Raw genomic sequence first — 17,289 nt, 5'->3', positions numbered from 1 at the left:
GTGCGCTTTGGGCGTAACAGTAAATGGCATGTCTGGGCTAATGTTGTTGTTGGGGGACACACGACTGCATCAACATTAGAGAGAATGTCCCCCGCATGAACGACAACCAGAACCTCAACAACGACCTCGACCACCTGAGCGTGGCGCTTGACGTTGTGTTGCAGAGTGACTCACTAACCGATGTCTGCCGCCGTGCGGTTCTGGCACCGGGCACCAACAATGTGTTCCGCGGTTGCCACATTCTCAGCCTTGATGTAACCGGCCAGCTGGTGCCTGAGGCCTACTTTGGTGCCGAGCTACCAAGCAACTACCTTGAGCACGCCATGAACGCCGTGGTGACCCGCAACTTAGAGTTTGCTGCCGAGACCGAGACCACCGCTGCATCAATCTCGATTCCGATGATCAACAACGGAATCCCTGAGGCAGTGGCAGTTTTGGTAATGGAGCCAGGCACCACCGAGCAATACATTAGCCCTGAGATTGTGCCGCTAATTAGCAAGGTTGCCGGCTATCACCTAGACGAAAAGCGTGCCAGCAAAGAGGCTCGAGTTCAAACCTTTAGCGGCAAGCCAAGCGTTGAAGAAATGAGCACCCGCCAGGTAAAGGTTTTGGAGTTTATGGCCGAGGGCCTAACCAATGCCGAGATTGCTCGCCGCCTATTGCTGAGCGAGTCAACCGTGCGCCAAGAGTCGGTAAAGATCTACCGCTGCCTAAACACCGATAACCGCCAAGAGGCCGTGGCCCAGGGCCGCGCGCTAGGGCTTATCTCAAAGATTCAGCAGGCTAGCTAACCCTTAGCCCCCACAGCCTTCAGCAGGCGCTCTATTTGGGCGTCTTGGTGGGCTAGGTGCTGTTGCAACTGCTGAACCTCGTGCAGCAGGGCTGTGGCGTCTTTATAGGTGGCCTCAGCGCGTATCTCTGCCTGACGGTTCATTTGGTTCTGGCCAACAATAATCACCGATACCAGCACCAGCTGCAAAAACGTTTGCGCCACCCAGTCAACAATCACCCGCACATCACCGGTTGCCAAGGCTGCCGGCAGGCTAATCAGTGCCAGCAGCGCAAAGGCATACGCCGCCCACATTGTGCCCACCCGCTCGGTGATCCACAAACCTATCCGGTTGTTTAGTCCACGGATGTGGCTGTGGGTTGGCAAATGCTGCCGCTCTGATGCGTGTGGGTGCTGGGTGTATGAGTACTTTGCCATAGTCAAACGATAACCCTGGTTAAAAGAAATTCCCGGCTCCGAAGAGCCGGGAATTCCTGTGTAACTAGGTAATTACTTGATTGTAACCAACTTGGTTAGAACTAGAGTTCCACCAACGTAGATGGTTACGGTGCGGTTGCCCTTTAGAGCAGCAATCGCAACAGACTTCTTAGCAGCGGTACCGGTGAAGCTGGTAACGAACTTGCCAGAAACCTTAACAACAACCTTCTTACCAGCAGCGTTGGAAACTGAAGCAAAGAACTTGCCAGTTGAACCAGAAGCTGCTGCTGCGACTGCTGCAGGAGCTGCTGCACCAACAGTGATGGTTGCAGTCTTGCTCAGTACAACAGTGGTGCCTGTTACATCCGCAACAGAACCGTTTGAGTCGTACTTTGCGGTAACCGTGCCGACGCCTGAATCAGCCGCACCCATAAGGACAACGAATGAAATCAAGCCATTTTCGTCAGTGGTGGTAGCGATGGTCGAGGTTACGTAACCTGGACCGTCATAAGTTACCTTCACTGATGGAGTAGTTGAACCTGTGCGCTTGCCGGTGCCGGTGATGACTGCGTTACCGAACTTGTCGGTTAGTGCAACCTTCACGGTGACTGTACGGCCTGGAACAACCTGCGCAGGTGCTGTGATGGTCAAGTTCGACGCGGTGTCTTCAAGAGCAACATCAAAAGTGATCTTGATGGTCTTGGTGCCACCCAGAGAAGCAACAGTCACAACTGTGTCTTTCTGTGCCTTGTTTGAACGCACGTGCACGCTGTAGGTGCCAGTAGATGAAGCAGCAATTGAGATAGAACCAGTTGATGCCTTAGCGCCTGAGACGAACAGCAAGCTGCTGTCACCTGAAATGGTGACAATTGCACCCGGACGAGTAACGCCAGTTAGAGAGTCGGTTACTGAACCGGTGATCTCGATACCAGTAGTACCGGTTGAGCCGTCGCCTGAAACTGCAGCCTGGGTGATTCGGGTGTCACCAGTTACAAAAGCGTCAGTGGTGAAGTCACCAGTAACGTCAGTTGAGGTTGCGGTTACTGCACCGGTTCCTGAAGTAGGAACAAGAACGTAGTTCACTACTGAAGGTAGAACGATGCTGTCAACGGTGCCGGCGGCCCATGTACCAGAAGAGTTCTTCTTCTGAACAGTGACATCAACGGTTACGTTGCTGGTTCCGATTTGTGCATCAGTTACGGTTACAGATGCGCGGCCGTTTGACAGTGCTGGGTAAGTCTCAGAAACAGTGTTTCCGCCAACGGCTACCTTGAGTCGGTAGTCACCGGTGGTTAGGTTCTGTGCCCAGGTGTCAACTAGAGCGAAATCAAAGGTGTATGAACCACCCTTTGAAATCGCGCGGTAAAGAGAATCTGCGTGGTTCAAGTCGTATAGGTAGTTTGTACCGTTTGACCAGGTCCACTCAATGTACTCAGAAGTTCCTGAGACGCCCTCAGCCACAGCGGTGAGCTTAAGCTTGTTGCCATCAACCGCAGCAGTAGCAGTTACGTTTGCAACAACTTCACCATTTGCATCAGTAGTTGCTGAAACAACGTCACCTGATACTACAGAGGTGCCGTTTACCTTCACACCAGTTACGCCGGTAAGGGTAGTAACAGTGATCTTGACTGGGCGGCCTGCTGAGACAAGAGCCTTGTCAGCATCCTTGAAAGCCCACTTACCTGAAACAGCAAGAGTCTTTGCGCGGACAGTTACATCAGCCGAACCATCGTTGTCGGCGCTGTTTACGTTTGCACCTTCAACGACGGTGGTTGCACCAGTAGCAGCCTTGACCGCACCAACTACAACTGAGGCAGCTGAACCAATCTTGTCTGAACCGATCTTAGGGGTAACGCTGTATGAGCCAGCGACAATCGAAATTGTTGCTGTACCGGTGTCACTTGTAGTGTCTGCACCAGTCGCATCAGTGTAGGTGAATGTGTCATCGGTCTTGCTGGTGATAACAAATGTTCCATCGTTCAATTCATTGTCGCCGCTTGCAATAATTACAGTCTCCCCAACGGCGAAGCCGTGGGCAGCAGCTGAATCAGTTGAAGCAACGCTTGAGTCAGAAGAATCGGTCCAGTCAATTGCGTCAATACCAATTGAGCGGCTGTAAGTTACGTCCCAAACTCGAGTAGTCGAGTTGAAAACAGAAGCAGAGTTTGCTGGATCGAAGTCAGTCGCGCTGCCCTGGAAGGTTACGTAACCGTCAACGTCACCGTTGCTCATCTGTGAACCATTCAATGCTGGAGTGGTTGTGATGTGAGACACGATTGAAGTTTCACCAACGGTTGGAGCATCGATTGCTGCAGTTGCAGTAACTTCGGTGCTCTTTTTGAAGGTAACAACACGTGATGGTGAAGCATACTCAGTGCCGTTGATTTCACGGTCACCGTTTGAGTCCACCCAAGCGGTAACAGTTGCGGTGCGCGTGGTGGTTTCATCACCCTGAACAAGACGAAGAGTCTCGTTGGTTGATGCTGAGTTAACGCCTGTGTTCACAACGAATGATCCGTTGGTTGCACGAGCTGAACGCACTAGCTCAATGGTTCCTGTGTCTGGCTTTGCGAAAAGGACTGCATCATCGCCCGCTGGGTCAGCGGCGACGATAGCAGCGGCAACTGCAGACTTAGCAGTCACCTTGAATGACACGTTCGCAACTACGTCAGAGATGACGTACGGAGCGGCGTTGTTAATCGATGCAGCAGCAGCTTCGGCGTTGGTCGAGTCCAAAACAGTGGTCAGTCCGGTGATGATTACTACGTCACCATTCTTCAATGTGTGGCCTGCTTCGTTGATGGTAACGACTTCATCGGTACCAGCCGCAAAAGAGTCAACTGTAAAGCCATAGTTGGTGGTGTTTGCAGCTACAGGTTCAAGCTTGCTGTCTGTGTCCTCAACTAGGAATGAAACGTTTCCACCGGCAACGGTAGAAGATTCGTTGGCTGTTAGATCAAAAGTTTTACCGTTGCCAGATAGCACGGTGTACTCAGAGCCAGCAGATGGGATTAGCGATACAAATGTGTTGTCTGCCTGACCCAATGCAGATGCCGGAGCGCCTGCAATCAAAGTCGAGCCGAGAGCAACAAGTGCACCAAAAGCCAATCCCTTGCGGGTTAGGTTCTTAGACATGTATGTCTCTTTCTTTCTTGGTTTATTCCCCGAAAATCCTTATGACCCCCGGATTGTGAAATCTCACCTCGGCCAACCAAGCAGGCGGAGATAAAAGACCTCACGTTCTAGGTAACTAGAGGGATTCGCGTGCGTCACGGTGAAGACATCAGGTCTAAACAGACTTGACTATTTGATGTCCGGACATAGGACTTGTCTGTCAGGAGGGGCATGTACGGTTAGTACTACATTCGGGTTTTGACCTTGGGGGAGGTATGAATGATGACTACCGCGCAATCGCCGGGCATTGACTTTGCGGCGATCGAGTCAGTTCTTGACACATTGCTTAAGAGCGACAACGCATCTGAATTTTGTCGGGCACTTGTGCACTCAGAGCTAAGCAACGCAAATGTTCAGGGCTGTCACATGTATCTGTTGGACAACAGCTCTCAGCTACTGCCAGTGGCTGGCTATGGAATGGTTTACTCGAGCGAGGCACCAGAGATCTCTGCTTGGGATGAAACCCCAATCGCTATTTCAGTAAGAACCAAGACTTTTGTATTTGATGGCCATGGGCCAGCCAACCAACCAGTGATTGCAATTCCGTTGCTGCGCGACAGCGTGCCGCTAGGCAGTTTGTGCTTGGTCTTGGTTGACACCGTAAAAGATCTACCGATGCACGAAAAGTTGATTCCGATTTTGGGCAAACTAGGAACCTATTGCCTAACCAACATGGCAATTGCAACCACCAAGGGTGGCCTGCGCGAGGCAAGCGGAGAAGACCTTACCAGCCGCCAGATTAGAATTCTGGACTTCATGGCCGAGGGTCTTGTGAACGCTGAGATTGCAAACAAGCTGTTGGTTTCGGAATCGACGGTACGTCAGGAGACAGTCCGTATTTATCGCGCTCTGGGTGTTCCAAACCGCACTGAGGCGGCCAAAAAGGGCCGAGCGCTTGGCCTCATAAAAAGACCCCCCCCCCCCGCTTAGTTGAAGAACTGCGTCAGCTCGCAACTTAAAAGAAAACTTCCCGGCCCTTTTCAGGACCGGGAAGTTTCTTGTTACAGGGGAAGTGCTACTTGATTGTAACCAGCTTGGTTAGAACTAGAGTTCCACCAACGTAGATGGTTACGGTGCGGTTGCCCTTTAGAGCAGCAATCGCAACAGACTTCTTAGCAGCGGTACCGGTGAAGCTGGTAACGAACTTGCCAGAAACCTTAACAACAACCTTCTTGCCAGCAGCGTTAGTTGCTGATGCGTAGATCTTGCCGGTTGAACCAGAAGCAGCTGCGGTAGCTGCGGTGACAGCCTTTGCAACGCTAACGGTGGCAGACTTTGAGATCTCAGCAATTGTGGTGGTTGCGCCATCAGCGTCATACTTGACGGTAACGGTTGCTGAACCAGCATCGTTTGCACCAAGAATTACGGTGAAGGTGAACTTACCGTCAGCATCGGTTGCAGTTGGGGTTGTACCGCCAACAATGAAACCAGGGCCTGCGTAAGCAACTGAGAAGGTTGGGGTTGTACCCGCACCCTGGTCGGTGTCAACAGCGTTGCCGTAGACATCCTTTAGGTAACCAGTGAAGACCAAGGTTGAACCAGGAACGATAGTTGCTGGAACAGCTGATAGGTCAATGTTGGTACCTGCGGTTTCAGCAGCAGCGCCCACGGTTAGAACCGCAGTCTTTGACTCTGAACCAACAGTGTAGGTAACAGTCTTTGCACCAGCGATGTTTGACTTCGCTGAAACTGAGATGTCACCGGTGGTTGCAGCAGAGAACAAAGTAACTGAGTTAGCGTACTCAACACCGTCAACGGTGAAGGTTACGCCGTTAGCAGCAACGGTAACTGCTGCACCTGGGTTGTTTACAGACGCAGTTAGAGTTGCAGCGGTTGATAGAGCAACCGATGAAGCAACTGGAACTGTGTCAAAAGCAGCAACAGTTGAAGTCACGTTGACAGTCTGCTGTGCAGCGGCGACTGCAGTGCTGGTCCAGTTGCTGGTAGCAACATCCTGGGTCTGAAGCGTGGCGTCAACGGTGATTGCTGATGCAACGTTTGCAGTGGTGTCGGTTACGGTGATTGAAGCCTTGCCTCCAACTAGGTTCACGTATGAGGTAGCAGATGCGGTTCCGGCAACAACAAACTCAAGGCGTGCGCCTGAGCCGATTGCGGTTCCGAAGTTGTCCTTGACGTCATAGTTGAAAGTGGTTGATCCACCCTCAGCAATTGAACGAACAGCTGAACCAACAGCAGTCGAAACTGCAGTGTAGGCAGGGTTTGCCCATGCTAGTTCGAATGCCTGAGCAGCAGCGCCGGTGTTGGTGTCAAGTGAAATGCCCTCAGCCGATGCTGTGAAGGTTAGCTTGTCTGCGGCGGTACCCAACTGGTTTACAACTGCAAGTTTTACCTGGCCGTTTGCATCAGTTACAGAGTTGACAGTGATGTCTCCGCCAATAGTGGTTGAAACAGCAGTGCCTGCAACAGTGATTGCTGCGGTTACTGGAGTGGTTGCAACGGTGGTGTCAACGCCCACGACGACTGGGATGCCAGCACCAACAGCAGTACCATCGACCTTCTTGAGAGTAAGCACAACCTCAGCGTTCTTTACGCCAGCGCGAACCTTTGAAGCCTTGTTGGTGGTGCCAGCAGCAGGGGTTACATCCTGGGTGTCTCCGTTGTCGGTAACAGCTGCAGTGATGGTTGCAACGGTTACTGCAGCAACAGACTGAGATGCAACGTTACCAATTGCGGTTCCGTCAACCTTTGCCTGGGCAGTGTATGTGGTTGCACCTGCAACAGTGGTCGCACCAGTTGCGCTCCACTTACCTGAAGCAAAGGTAGCGTTGCCGTCAGCAGCGTTGCCGCCTGCGAAGTCAACGGTTACTGCGTTAGTTGCCAACATAGCTGAGTTCAGCTCTGGGGTGATGACGGTCGAAGCAGCAAGTGAAGCCTGGCCTGCAACCGGTGCAGTCAAAGTTGTCACTGCAGATAGGTCGGTTGCCTTGTGGAAGGTAACCGTGCGTGTGACTGATGAGTACTCAGTGCTGTCGATAACACCGTCGTTGTCGATGTCCAACCAAGCGGTAACATCTGCAGATGCAGTTGCGGTACCTGAAGCGGTTAGCTTGACTGCGCCAGCCTCGGTGTAAGACGCGATCTTCTCGCCGTCAACAGGAGTTGCGCTGCGAGCAGGCAACTTTGCAGTTACGAAAGATGCGTTAGTAGCATCAAGGTCAGCAGTCAGGTAGGTGTACGACGCTCCACTGTTTGCAAGGTCAGAACCGATTGCAGCCGAGATTACTTTTGCACCGGTCTGGGTGATCTTGAAGCGAAGGTCGCCCAGCTGGCTGGTTGGCACAGCGCCGCCGAATTCGGCCTTCAGCACGAATGCACCGGCAAGAGTTGTTAGGTAAGAGGTTCCAGAGTTTGGAGCCAGCGCTACGTTGTCAACAGCATGTGCAGGTGCGCCCGCAATTACTGATGAACCGAGAGCAACTAGTGCACCAAAAGCTAGACCCTTACGAGTCAAGTTCTTAGACATTTTGTCTCTTTCTAATCTTGGTTATAAAACCGACCCCCCATTGAGATCAGCCGAGATACCCGCCACACCAAGCAACCAAGCAAAATGGTGAAAAGGACCTCACATTAGTTAGCGCAGACAAGTCCGGACTATTACGGTATTGTCCGGATAATTTGAGGATGTTTTCGGGCGCGCGAATTTGAAGCAGGAAACCGTGATTTTGCCTGACTCGAAGGCTTTGCGATTCGGTTTCGTTAACCTAGAAGGTCAAGGTGAGTTGAGACCACCGCGGTGCGCTCTTTGTTGACCACTAGCTCGATGCGGATGGTGCCCTTGGCCAGAGTGCTGTCATTGACCACTGCACCATTGCGATCGGTGATTTTGTCGACTGCGCCATAGAACACGATGTGCTGCTGGCCAGCTGCGTCTACGCCTGAGATGACCTCAATTTCTGTGGTCTTAGCAAGGTAAGGCAATGCGTCTACCAAGAAGTAGACGTCTACGTTTGAGAACTGCTTGTTGCCGCTGTAGTCAAAGGTGAACTCTGAGTAGATGCCCTGGCTAGCCGAGGCAATGTAGTCGCCCGAGAAGTTGACGCCCTGAATGTCTGGCCGGCTGTTGGCAAGCAAGAACACAACCTCTGACTTGCTTGAGTCAAAGATGGCTGCCTCGGCTGCCTGAGTGAAAGGGCTCTCGCTAGGGCTAGCACTTGGGCTTGCCTCTGTGCTTGGCGTTGCCGTGGTGCTTGGCAGGCTGATCACAGTGTTGATAACCGGCACCGGCTGAGTGGTTGGCTCGGCGGTTGGGTCTATCGGTGTTGCAGAGTTTGAAGTGTTTGGGGTTGCTGATTGGGTGGCACCCGAGTTGGTGGAATCTGGGCTGGTGGCCGATGGGGCCTCAACCTCAGCAAGGTTTGCCTCTTGGGTGCCGCGGCCGCCAACCTGAATGAATGCGCCAACCGCCAGCATTAGGAACAGTGCAAAGACCATGGCCTGGGCGCCAACCTTTTTGGCGTCATAAGCCGCCTTGCGGGCAGCAACCGAGAGAATGGCTGCGGCTGACATGCCGTTGGTGTCAATGTCGTCACCCAACAGCGCCTTTTTGAAGGCTGCGCGGGCACGGAAGATTAGCTGGCGAGTGGCGTTCTCGGACAGACCCACCTGGGCGGCAATGACATCGGTGGATTTTTCTTCATAGATGCTGGCCAATAGAACCTCGCGGTGGCGAGGGTTGAGCTTGCTGAGGGCAAGGCGCAGAACCGCAGCGTCATCTTGCTGCTCTAGGTAGCTAGAGATCTCTGGGTCGTTGCTGGCAGGCTCGGCTACGTCGTCAATGCTGGCAAGGTAGGTTTTGCCGCTGGCGCGAATGACGTCTAGGCACAGTAGGCGGGTCTTCCATTTAAGGAAGCGCAGAACACCAATCTCTGAGTCGAGCTCTGGCAGGCTGACCATTAGGTAAAGGAATGCGTCTTGAACGACCTCGTCAACCTGGCTTTGGTTGTTTAGAAAGCGGCGAGCGTGGCGCTCTAGGTGTGGGCGAAAGCGGGTGTAAATGCTTGAGAAGTCTTGGGCTGACCACTCGGCCAACTTGACTGGGCGGCCGTCTGGGCCGGCAGCGCGCTCACGGGTGACTACGTAGCCAAAGTCCTCGTCAGACTCTTCATCGAGCATTGACTCGAATGGGTCTTCTGGGAGGTTGGCGAGTTGTTCGCTGGAGTTGGCGTCTTCTGGGCGCAGCGGTGTGACGTCTGACATCGGTGCCCCTCCCCAAGGTGTAATCGATCACTGACAGTTTAGGTCAGTATCGAGTTATACGCCATTAGTCCGGTTTTATTACGGTCTGGTTGGGGTTTGATTACTATTCACATTGGGAGGAAGCATGAGCGAAGAATCTATTGCGTTCACAAGTGAGAACGATGTGCTGGAGTTTGCTGTACCGGAAGAAGTTTTTGAGGCCCTCGAGGGTGCCGTGTCGGCAGCGGCAAAGCCCAACGACGGTCTGGTTGAGCTGATGAATAGGCGCCCGCCTTGGGAATGATCGGGCGCATTTTTTCTTTACCGATTATTTCGAAGCCCACCGTAATAACCGAGGGCTGTCGGCGTGTATTGGTAATGTAGAAGTTGCAGCACCCCACTTGAAACCAAGCCTCGTGAGATTGCTGCAATAGCTACAAAGTTTGAGCAAATTGCGATTTTCTCAAATTAGAAAAACCTCGGGACTAATGAATTCGTAGCCTCGGGGTTTTTTCTTTAACTGGGGGTTTGAGTTGTCGGCCCTGTTGCCTAAACTTGGGCTATGAACCAGACGGTAAGACAGATCAAGGTCACGTTCTTGACGTTTTACTTTGAGGCTTGGGACGCCCTGGCCGAAACCCACCGCATCATGAGCGGAGACCCGCGGTTTGACGTAACCGTGGTTGCGATTGACCGCAAGCTCACCGGAGATGAGGGCTATGGCGGGGTGGCCGATGTGGCGGCATTCTTTGACTCACACGGAATCAAACACCTGGTGAATGCAGACTTAGCCGCGCTCGAGCCAGACTACATTTTTGTGAATTATCCGTGGCAAAGAAACTACCCGCCGCAGTACCGGCCCGACAAGCTGGCCGCCATTGGCCGCATTGTTTATGTGCCCTACTACTCGCTGCCGCTGGTGGCCGAGCCGGTTGATGGCGTGCACCCAGAATCTGGGTTTGAGGCCATTGGCGCGCACCTCTACACCCAGCGCATGCATCAGCTGGCGTCTTTGGTTGTAGTGCAAGACAAGTTTTTGAAAGGTGCCTATGGCAAGTTGCCGCGCGGCAATGATCACGTGCACTTTGTTGGCTCTACCAAGCTGGATGCCCTGATTGAAGAGGTTGAAGAGATTGCCGAATCTGGGCAGTTGGCTGTGCGCGCACTGACCACTTTGGTTTGGGCGCCACACCACAGTTATTCACCACACTGGCTGAACTTTGGGGTGTTTGCTCAGGTGTGCTGGGGCATGTTGGATTGGGCTGCTGCCAACCCAGCTGTTCGAGTAATTTTGCGACCACACCCGTTCTTATTTGGCACGCTGGTTGACCGCGAGGTTATGACCCGTGAGGCACTTGATGACTGGCTGGCGCGTTGGCGGGATTTGCCAAACACATCGATTGATTCTGAGAGTTCATCGGCGATGATTTTTGCCCAGGCAGATGCCCTGTTGACCGACGGAATTTCTTATTTGGCCGAGTGGCCTCTGGCCATGGGCAAGCCTGCGCTGTTTATGGAGAACCCTGAGCATTGGATGTTTAGTGATTTGGGTGAGCTGGCTGCTGCGGCTGCAGTGAAGGTTGACAGTCTGGATCAGTTGGCCGAGTATCTGGTTGCAGTGCCATCGCGCACGACGCAGATTGAGGCGTTGCGGGCTGCAGCTATGCCATACCCGGGTGAGGCCGCCGAGCGTATTGTTACTGCGGTTGCCGCCGACAGGTCAGGGCTGATTGACCCGGCAACGGTTACCGAGGTTCCGTGGGAGCTTCAGGCAGGGCGCGAACCGCTAAAAGATTAGCGGCCTCGCCACCCCAACCTAGCGCTTGCCCTGGTCTTTGCCCTTGCTGCGCTTGAAGAACAGATTGATGGCTGCTGCGATGACCGCAATGCCAACACCAATCCACAATTCATAGGCTGCCTGCAGCCATCCGAAGATTGCTGCCGGAACACCCGCAGCCAACGCTGCAACCCAGCTGATTAGCTTGCGGCGAGCAGTAACTGGTGGGCGAATAAATCGCACAGCCAATGCAAGCAGGCCAACAATTAGGGCCAACCAGACAGTCCACCAAGCAATCTCGCGGTCCAGCGGAATCTCGCGAACTGCAGTGTGGCTTCCGCCATCAGTTGCCTGACCTGAAATCAGAACAGTTGCCTGGGTTCCGTCATCGAACTTCTGGATTTCTGCCATGGCAGAATCGGTGAGCTGAATGCTGCCGTCAGCACTGGTTGAGACACCCTCAAGTGAGCGAACACCCACGATGCGGATTGAGTGACCACCAAACTCGAGAAGGTCAATTGGCAATGCTCCGGTTAGGTCTGCGTGACCGTACTTATCGACCACGGCCTCACCAAAGACAATCGGCTGAGTGGTGACGGTTAGGTAGACGCGGCTGCCAGGTAGGTAGGTGTCGGCCTGAGCCTCAACATTTACCCACTTGGTGGCACTATCAACATCGAGCGATGCCAAGGTGACTGGAGTTTCGAGGCCTGAAGCCTTGAATACCTCACGGTGGTTTTCATCGATCTTGACCGAGTAGATTTCTTCGGCGGCTGGCGGAATAACGCGCTTGACCGAATCAATGCGGGCAAAGGTGGTGGCGGTGCGCTGGGTTGATTCTTCAATGGCTGCAGCAACCGCGATTGGGTCTGAGGCTGATGTGCCATCAACCACAAACTGGCCGGCGATGCGTGAACCGATTACCTCAATGCGGAGACCAGCACCCGGAGCAAAGCCGGTGATCTTTTCGGCAGCAACCTCACGAACCGACTTTACGGCCGCGTTCATGGTGTTGTTGGTGCCGTCTGCATTGGTTGACACTACTGCGGTTTGCGCGGCTGAGTTTGTGTTTGCGTTGCCGTTATTTGAGTTGCCTGGCTCTGGAGTTGCCGAGGCAGTGCCGAAGAACTTTTCAAAGACCTGCGCAACGTTCTTTAGAACCTCATTGACCACAGCTGCTGCCGGGGCTGCAGCGCGAGGCTGAGCTGTAGGTGACGCGCTTGGTGTGGCCTGTGCAGTTGGTGCCGGGGTTGAGCCCGGGGTTGGCAATAGCGGAGCCGGGCGGTTGTTGCCCGGGGTTGGCAGCGCGGTTGGGCGGTTGCTTGGGCGCGGGCTTGCCGTTGGGCTGGCAGTTGGTGTTGCGCTGGCCGATGCCGATGGGCTTGGGCTTGGTGAGTTGTTGCCGCTGCCTCCGCCGTTTCCGTTGCCGTTATCGGTTGGAGACGGGCTTGGGGTTGGCGTGACCGCACTGATGTTGAAGCTGCGGTTGGCTGAACCCGAGTTGTGGTTGTCGTCGCCATCTTGGTTGGCAGTCACGGTACAGGTACCCGCGGCCACCGCAGTAATGGTGTTGCCGCTGATGGTACAAGCACCTGCCGGATTACCTGAAACGGTAATTAAGACCGGCTTGTGGCTCTTGTTGCTAGAACCGTTTGAGGTCTTGGTGTCGCCAACTAGGGCATCGGTGATTGAGGCCAGGGTCACGGTTGGGGTGGCCTTGGTGATGAGCGCTGTGTAGTTTGAAACCACAACGCGGTAGTTGCTGGCCTTGCTCTTGGTCGGCTTATTTACCAGCGATGGCGCCGAGCCAGAGTAGTTTGCCGAGGTGAGAGTCTTGCTGCCGGCCCCTGCTGACGGGAAAGTCACGCCGGTGTAGCCACAGTTTGGGGCGTCAAGATCGCCGAGGTCGGTCGAGACAATGTTTGTCACGGAGATGTCGTCGCAACGCAAAGTAGCCGAGGTTGTGCCGTCATATTCTTTGTCGGCAACCGGCACGGTGATGAATGCATCACGCGCTGTGATGCTTGCGGTGACTCCGGTTGGCTGGGCTAGCTGGTAGTTATTGCGCTTGGTTCCGGCCAAAGAATTACCTGATGAGGTAATCGGCTTAGAGGCACCAACATCTGGGCTGGTGAACTCAACGGTGGTGGTTCCGTCCAGGGCCACATCGTCACCAGCAAGAACACCAAGGCCATCTTGACCCGGTTCGGCAACCAGGGTGAGTGTGCCAGATGCTGTTGCGCTGGTGGTTCCGTCATAAACCTTGCTTGCAACGGTTAGGCCACTGAAGGTTAGTTTGCGTGGCAAAACACGGATGCTTCGGTGTGCTGAGTTGCCAGCAAAGTTGTTGCCATCAGTCGGAGTGAACTCAACATCGGCAGTGTAACTACCGACAGCTAGGTCAGATGCGATGGACTGACCGTTGATGCGGTGCGTCACGCTACCGGCAACAAAGTTGTTGCCGTTTTTGGCCTTCACACCGTTGCCAGTCGCGGTCAGGGCTGAGGTACCAAGAGCTGTCGAAGTTAGCTCACCGTAGTAAACAACAAGTTCATCAGCCTCGATGGTTGGAACCGTTGCCGAGCTAACAGTCAAAACACCTGCGGTGTAACTGATGTTGTAGTTGCTGGTCTTGACGGTTGAACCAGCCTTGATAACAGCAACGCTTGGAGTCACGGTGTGGGTACCGTTGCCTCGGGTGGCACCGCTTAGATCCGCCGGATTACAGGTGATCGAATCAAGGGCATCACCAGAGACCAAAGATCCGGTAGTAACCGACGAGTTGGCCAAACAGGTAGTTGTGCCCGATGAGTTGATGGTTAGGTCATTGAACGAAATGGTGATGGCACGTGTGGTGATTTGACCGGTCAACGACAGCGCAACCAAGTTGTAACTGCTCGATGCCTTTGAACCAGAGAGGCTTAGGCCGCTGATTGCGAGCGATTCGGAGCGCACGTTTTCATCGGTGAAATCAGCCGCGGTTGGGGTGCCGGCAACTGTAACGTCTTCGGCAGTGTCACCCGGCACAACACCCGATAGGGCTTTGGTGCCGCTAACAGTTGCGGTCTTGGTGCCGTCGTAAGCACGAGAAGGAATGCTCAGGCCAGTGACCGAGACATCTTTTTTAGCGATCACAAAAGTTGTTGTGGTTGTGGCCGCAGCATAGGTGGTGTTACCGGCTTGGTAACCCTTTAGCTCACACGTGCCACCGCTAAGGAGATAAACGGTTGCGGTTGACTTAGGCGCATTGCGTGAGCTGCTGCCAACAGTACAAATCTCGGGGGTGTTTGAGCTGATGGCAACCAACAGAGTGGTGTCGACGGTGGTTTGAGTGTTGGTTGACGCGACCAGCGCGGCAAATGATGAGTCACCGTAAGTCTTGCCTGCGATTGCGTCAAAAGCCAAGGTCTGCGCGGTTGTACCCGAGGCAATGATGTTGAAGCTGCGGCTGATTTCTGTTGCCATTGCGTAAGCAGACTGAACACCTAGGTCATCAAGACCATCCTGCGATGCAATCACGGTACAAACACCGGCGTCTTTCATGGTGAAAGTACGGGTGGTGTCTTTTGAGGTGGCGTTGTAGCCGCTCTCGATGGTTCCATCTGCATTGATTACGGTATCCAAGGCACAAACAGAAGGTGTGGCTGAACGCAATGAAACCGGTAGGCCGGTTTTTGTAGTCTGCGTTGAACCTGCATACGAGGTAGTCACGATCGTGATTGACCCGTTGACGGTGTAGTTGATGTTGCTGTTTGCAGCCGGTGTGCCGGTGATAAAAGCCAGGTTCTGCGAAAGACCGATGCCGATCTGAATAATCTTTTCTGGTGCCGGGCCCCAAGTTGAGTCGCCAGCCTGGTTGGCGGCAAGCACACAGGTTCCGTTAGTTGAGCCCACCTGGGTGATTGTGTAGACAGCCTCTTTATTGCCTGTAGTTGAAACTGTTGGGTTGGCGTTGACAGTACAAATTGAGGTGTCAAGGCTGATCAAACTGACCAAATAGGTGGATGTTGAGTAGACAGTCACGGTTGCAGTGCCGCCGCTAAACGCAGTGTTGCTCGGTGTGATTACCTGCCCCTTGAGCACATTAATGCTGACTGTCACATCGGTTGCCGGGTCAAAATCGGTGTTGCCAGCCTGGCTGGCCTTCACCTGGCAGGTGCCCTCAGCAATTGCAGTTAGAGTCCAGACACCATCAAGCTCACTGACCACACAGATGCTGGTGTCTAGAGAGGTGTAGGTCAGCGGCAAACCGCTGTCAGAAAAACCGTTGAGCGTCTGCTGATTGTTGACACCCATGGTTGGCTCGGCAGTGAAAGAGATTTCTTGCGGCTGCTTGGTGGCAAGTGCCGTAGTCGTGACGGTTCCCGATGGGGTAATTTCCGCACCGATACCGGTCACGCTTGCATTGGCACCGATCTGAACACCTGCAACTACACCGACACCGTAGTTGTTGAACGTGGTTGTGGCGGTCGGCGTTGCAACACGCATCACATATGTCAACTCAAGTGGCCGGGCTGTTGTTGTGGTGAATGGGCCGGTGAATCTGTAGAGCGGGTCTCCGCCGGTGCCGATGTCAGTGCCAGTAATTGCTGTGGCGGTGGTTCGAGTTGCATCGGTAAAGGTTGCTGAAACTAGGCTCATGCCAGCCTGCGGGTCATCGCGAAGTTCATCAAGGTTGCCGGCGGCACCGGTGGCAGTGATCTTGTAGGTGAGGTCTACGTTAGAGCCGTTGACTACTGCGCTAACGAAGGTTTTGTTGACTGAAACCGGGTAAGTGGTGGCAGTCAGGTTCACGCTGGTCTTAGTTGCTGGCAACGAGCCGGTGTACTTGATCTGGGTACCGCTCGAGATAGACGCGAGCGGAGTAATAACCGGATTGCTCTGGGCAGCACCGACGATTCGGAATGTGTAGACAGTCTCGTAAGTCTGCTTTGTGTTAGGCACACAGTTATTGGCGTTTCTTACAACCAAGCGCTCTTTAATCGTGAGGGTCTTGATGTTTCCCGAGCCGCCTTCAGTGTTAGCGGTATCGGTTGCGCCACCGGCGGTGTCGATGGTTCCATCTTTACAACCTGTAACTGCGCTGGTGTTTAGACCCTTGATTGTGATTTGAACACCTTCTAGACGCAAGGCCTTTGTCGGCCAAGCTGCGTAAGAGGCTGGTGACATTGCGATGATCGACTGGTCAGGCAACTCTCCCGAACCAACCTTGCCAGGCGCGCCAATAACGGTGACGGTCATGGTTGAACCCATAGCCGGGGTTGAAGTGCTGGTGGTGATCGAGGTGACCTTGTTAGCGCTAGCAGCAAGAGAGCGCTGAACAGCCTGGATGTTTGTGTAACAGGTGGCTTTTTCAGTTTTGGTAACGCCGTCATCTGTGCTGACGCGAACATCGTGGCGCTGGTCGACGGCCGATGCACCCGAAGCCTTGACATAAAAGTAGGCGGTCTTAGAGGCACCGGCAGCTAGCGAACCAATCTTGAAGAATGTGTCGTTGCTGGTTGCTGGGGTTACTGCTCCGCCGGTGAAGCCGGTTAGTTCAACGACTACGTTGTTGATTGCAGAACCCGCGGTGTTTGTGATTTTGTAACCGATGTAGGTGGCGTTGAAGTTGTTGCGCGGGTCAACATACATGCGCTTTGAGTAGACCGGAACAATCTTGATGCCGTCGACAGCATCCGAGTAGTAACCGTTATAGAGCGGGTTGGTTTCTAGGATGGTGCCGGCTCCGTTGGTGCTTCGGCAGAGTGCGGTAACGGTGCTGAGCGATGCATTTGCTGCTGAAATCGGTGCAAAAAGCTGAGCCATCAGTGCAATAAATAGACCAACGGCAATCAAGGATTTCTTTGACCGGACATCAGCAAAAGACTGCTGGCGGTTTGGTGAAACTACTCGAAGAAGTGAACGAAACATTGTGAACCTGACTCTGCTCTCG

The 17,289-nt window shown here is 53.7% G+C and carries 9 protein-coding genes; 4 read left to right on the top strand and 5 right to left on the bottom strand.

What is annotated here, in order from left to right; all coding sequences use genetic code 11:
* Positions 1-95: 95 nt before the first annotated feature.
* Positions 96-791 (top strand): LuxR C-terminal-related transcriptional regulator, encoded by a 696-nt coding sequence (locus FFA38_RS00695; RefSeq protein ID WP_138315130.1) that lies wholly within the window; start codon positions 96-98, stop codon positions 789-791.
* Here FFA38_RS00695 and FFA38_RS06920 read toward each other — a convergent pair.
* A complete protein-coding gene (locus FFA38_RS06920; protein WP_216641749.1) occupies positions 788-1,207 on the bottom strand; it encodes a hypothetical protein in 420 nt (139 codons plus the stop codon). The genes FFA38_RS00695 and FFA38_RS06920 overlap by 4 nt on opposite strands.
* A gap of 72 nt (positions 1,208-1,279) precedes the next feature.
* The gene (locus tag FFA38_RS00685; RefSeq protein WP_138315128.1) at positions 1,280-4,342 is read right to left on the bottom strand and encodes a beta strand repeat-containing protein; all 3,063 of its coding nucleotides are present in this window, start codon (positions 4,340-4,342) and stop codon (positions 1,280-1,282) included.
* Between the two features lie 258 nt (positions 4,343-4,600).
* Here FFA38_RS00685 and FFA38_RS00680 point away from each other — a divergent pair, with 258 nt between their 5' ends.
* Positions 4,601-5,311, top strand: a complete 711-nt coding sequence (locus FFA38_RS00680; protein ID WP_138315126.1) for a response regulator transcription factor — start codon at positions 4,601-4,603, stop codon at positions 5,309-5,311.
* An 85-nt stretch (positions 5,312-5,396) separates the two neighbouring features.
* Here the strand turns inward: FFA38_RS00680 and FFA38_RS00675 are convergent, their stop codons facing one another.
* Positions 5,397-7,865 carry a beta strand repeat-containing protein gene (locus FFA38_RS00675; RefSeq protein WP_138315124.1) on the bottom strand — a complete coding sequence of 823 codons (2,469 nt, stop codon included), beginning with the start codon at positions 7,863-7,865 and terminating at the stop codon, positions 5,397-5,399.
* A 233-nt stretch (positions 7,866-8,098) separates the two neighbouring features.
* The gene (locus FFA38_RS00670) at positions 8,099-9,598 is read right to left on the bottom strand and encodes a sigma-70 family RNA polymerase sigma factor (RefSeq protein ID WP_138315123.1); all 1,500 of its coding nucleotides are present in this window, start codon (positions 9,596-9,598) and stop codon (positions 8,099-8,101) included.
* Positions 9,599-9,722: 124 nt separating this feature from the next.
* On the opposite strand from FFA38_RS00670, the gene FFA38_RS06880 reads away from it, so the two are divergent.
* Together FFA38_RS06880 and FFA38_RS00665 are read left to right on the top strand one after the other, a co-directional pair.
* On the top strand, positions 9,723-9,881 hold the full coding sequence (locus FFA38_RS06880) for a type II toxin-antitoxin system TacA family antitoxin (RefSeq protein WP_172955977.1): 159 nt from the start codon (positions 9,723-9,725) through the stop codon (positions 9,879-9,881).
* 258 nt (positions 9,882-10,139) lie between these two features.
* Positions 10,140-11,375: a glycosyltransferase family protein gene (locus FFA38_RS00665; protein ID WP_138315121.1), complete on the top strand. Its 1,236-nt coding sequence runs from the start codon at positions 10,140-10,142 to the stop codon at positions 11,373-11,375.
* An 18-nt stretch (positions 11,376-11,393) separates the two neighbouring features.
* Here FFA38_RS00665 and FFA38_RS00660 read toward each other — a convergent pair whose 3' ends face one another.
* Complete coding sequence (locus FFA38_RS00660; protein WP_138315119.1) at positions 11,394-17,267, bottom strand: beta strand repeat-containing protein; 5,874 nt, start codon at positions 17,265-17,267, stop codon at positions 11,394-11,396.
* Between the last annotated feature and the right edge of the window lie 22 nt (positions 17,268-17,289).

This window comes from Rhodoluna limnophila, assembly GCF_005845365.1.
GTDB classification, from domain to species: domain Bacteria; phylum Actinomycetota; class Actinomycetes; order Actinomycetales; family Microbacteriaceae; genus Rhodoluna; species Rhodoluna limnophila.
This window is presented reverse-complemented; position numbering and strand designations above follow the sequence as displayed.

Excerpts from the sequence above, each read along its gene's own strand:
- FFA38_RS00695 (WP_138315130.1), top strand. The coding sequence starts at position 96 with ATGAACGACAACCAGAACCTCAACAACGACCTCGACCACCTGAGCGTG.
- FFA38_RS06920 (WP_216641749.1), bottom strand. The coding sequence starts at position 1,207 with ATGGCAAAGTACTCATACACCCAGCACCCACACGCATCAGAGCGGCAG.
- FFA38_RS00685 (WP_138315128.1), bottom strand. The coding sequence starts at position 4,342 with ATGTCTAAGAACCTAACCCGCAAGGGATTGGCTTTTGGTGCACTTGTT.
- FFA38_RS00680 (WP_138315126.1), top strand. The coding sequence starts at position 4,601 with ATGATGACTACCGCGCAATCGCCGGGCATTGACTTTGCGGCGATCGAG.
- FFA38_RS00675 (WP_138315124.1), bottom strand. The coding sequence starts at position 7,865 with ATGTCTAAGAACTTGACTCGTAAGGGTCTAGCTTTTGGTGCACTAGTT.
- FFA38_RS00670 (WP_138315123.1), bottom strand. The coding sequence starts at position 9,598 with ATGTCAGACGTCACACCGCTGCGCCCAGAAGACGCCAACTCCAGCGAA.
- FFA38_RS06880 (WP_172955977.1), top strand. The coding sequence starts at position 9,723 with ATGAGCGAAGAATCTATTGCGTTCACAAGTGAGAACGATGTGCTGGAG.
- FFA38_RS00665 (WP_138315121.1), top strand. The coding sequence starts at position 10,140 with ATGAACCAGACGGTAAGACAGATCAAGGTCACGTTCTTGACGTTTTAC.
- FFA38_RS00660 (WP_138315119.1), bottom strand. The coding sequence starts at position 17,267 with ATGTTTCGTTCACTTCTTCGAGTAGTTTCACCAAACCGCCAGCAGTCT.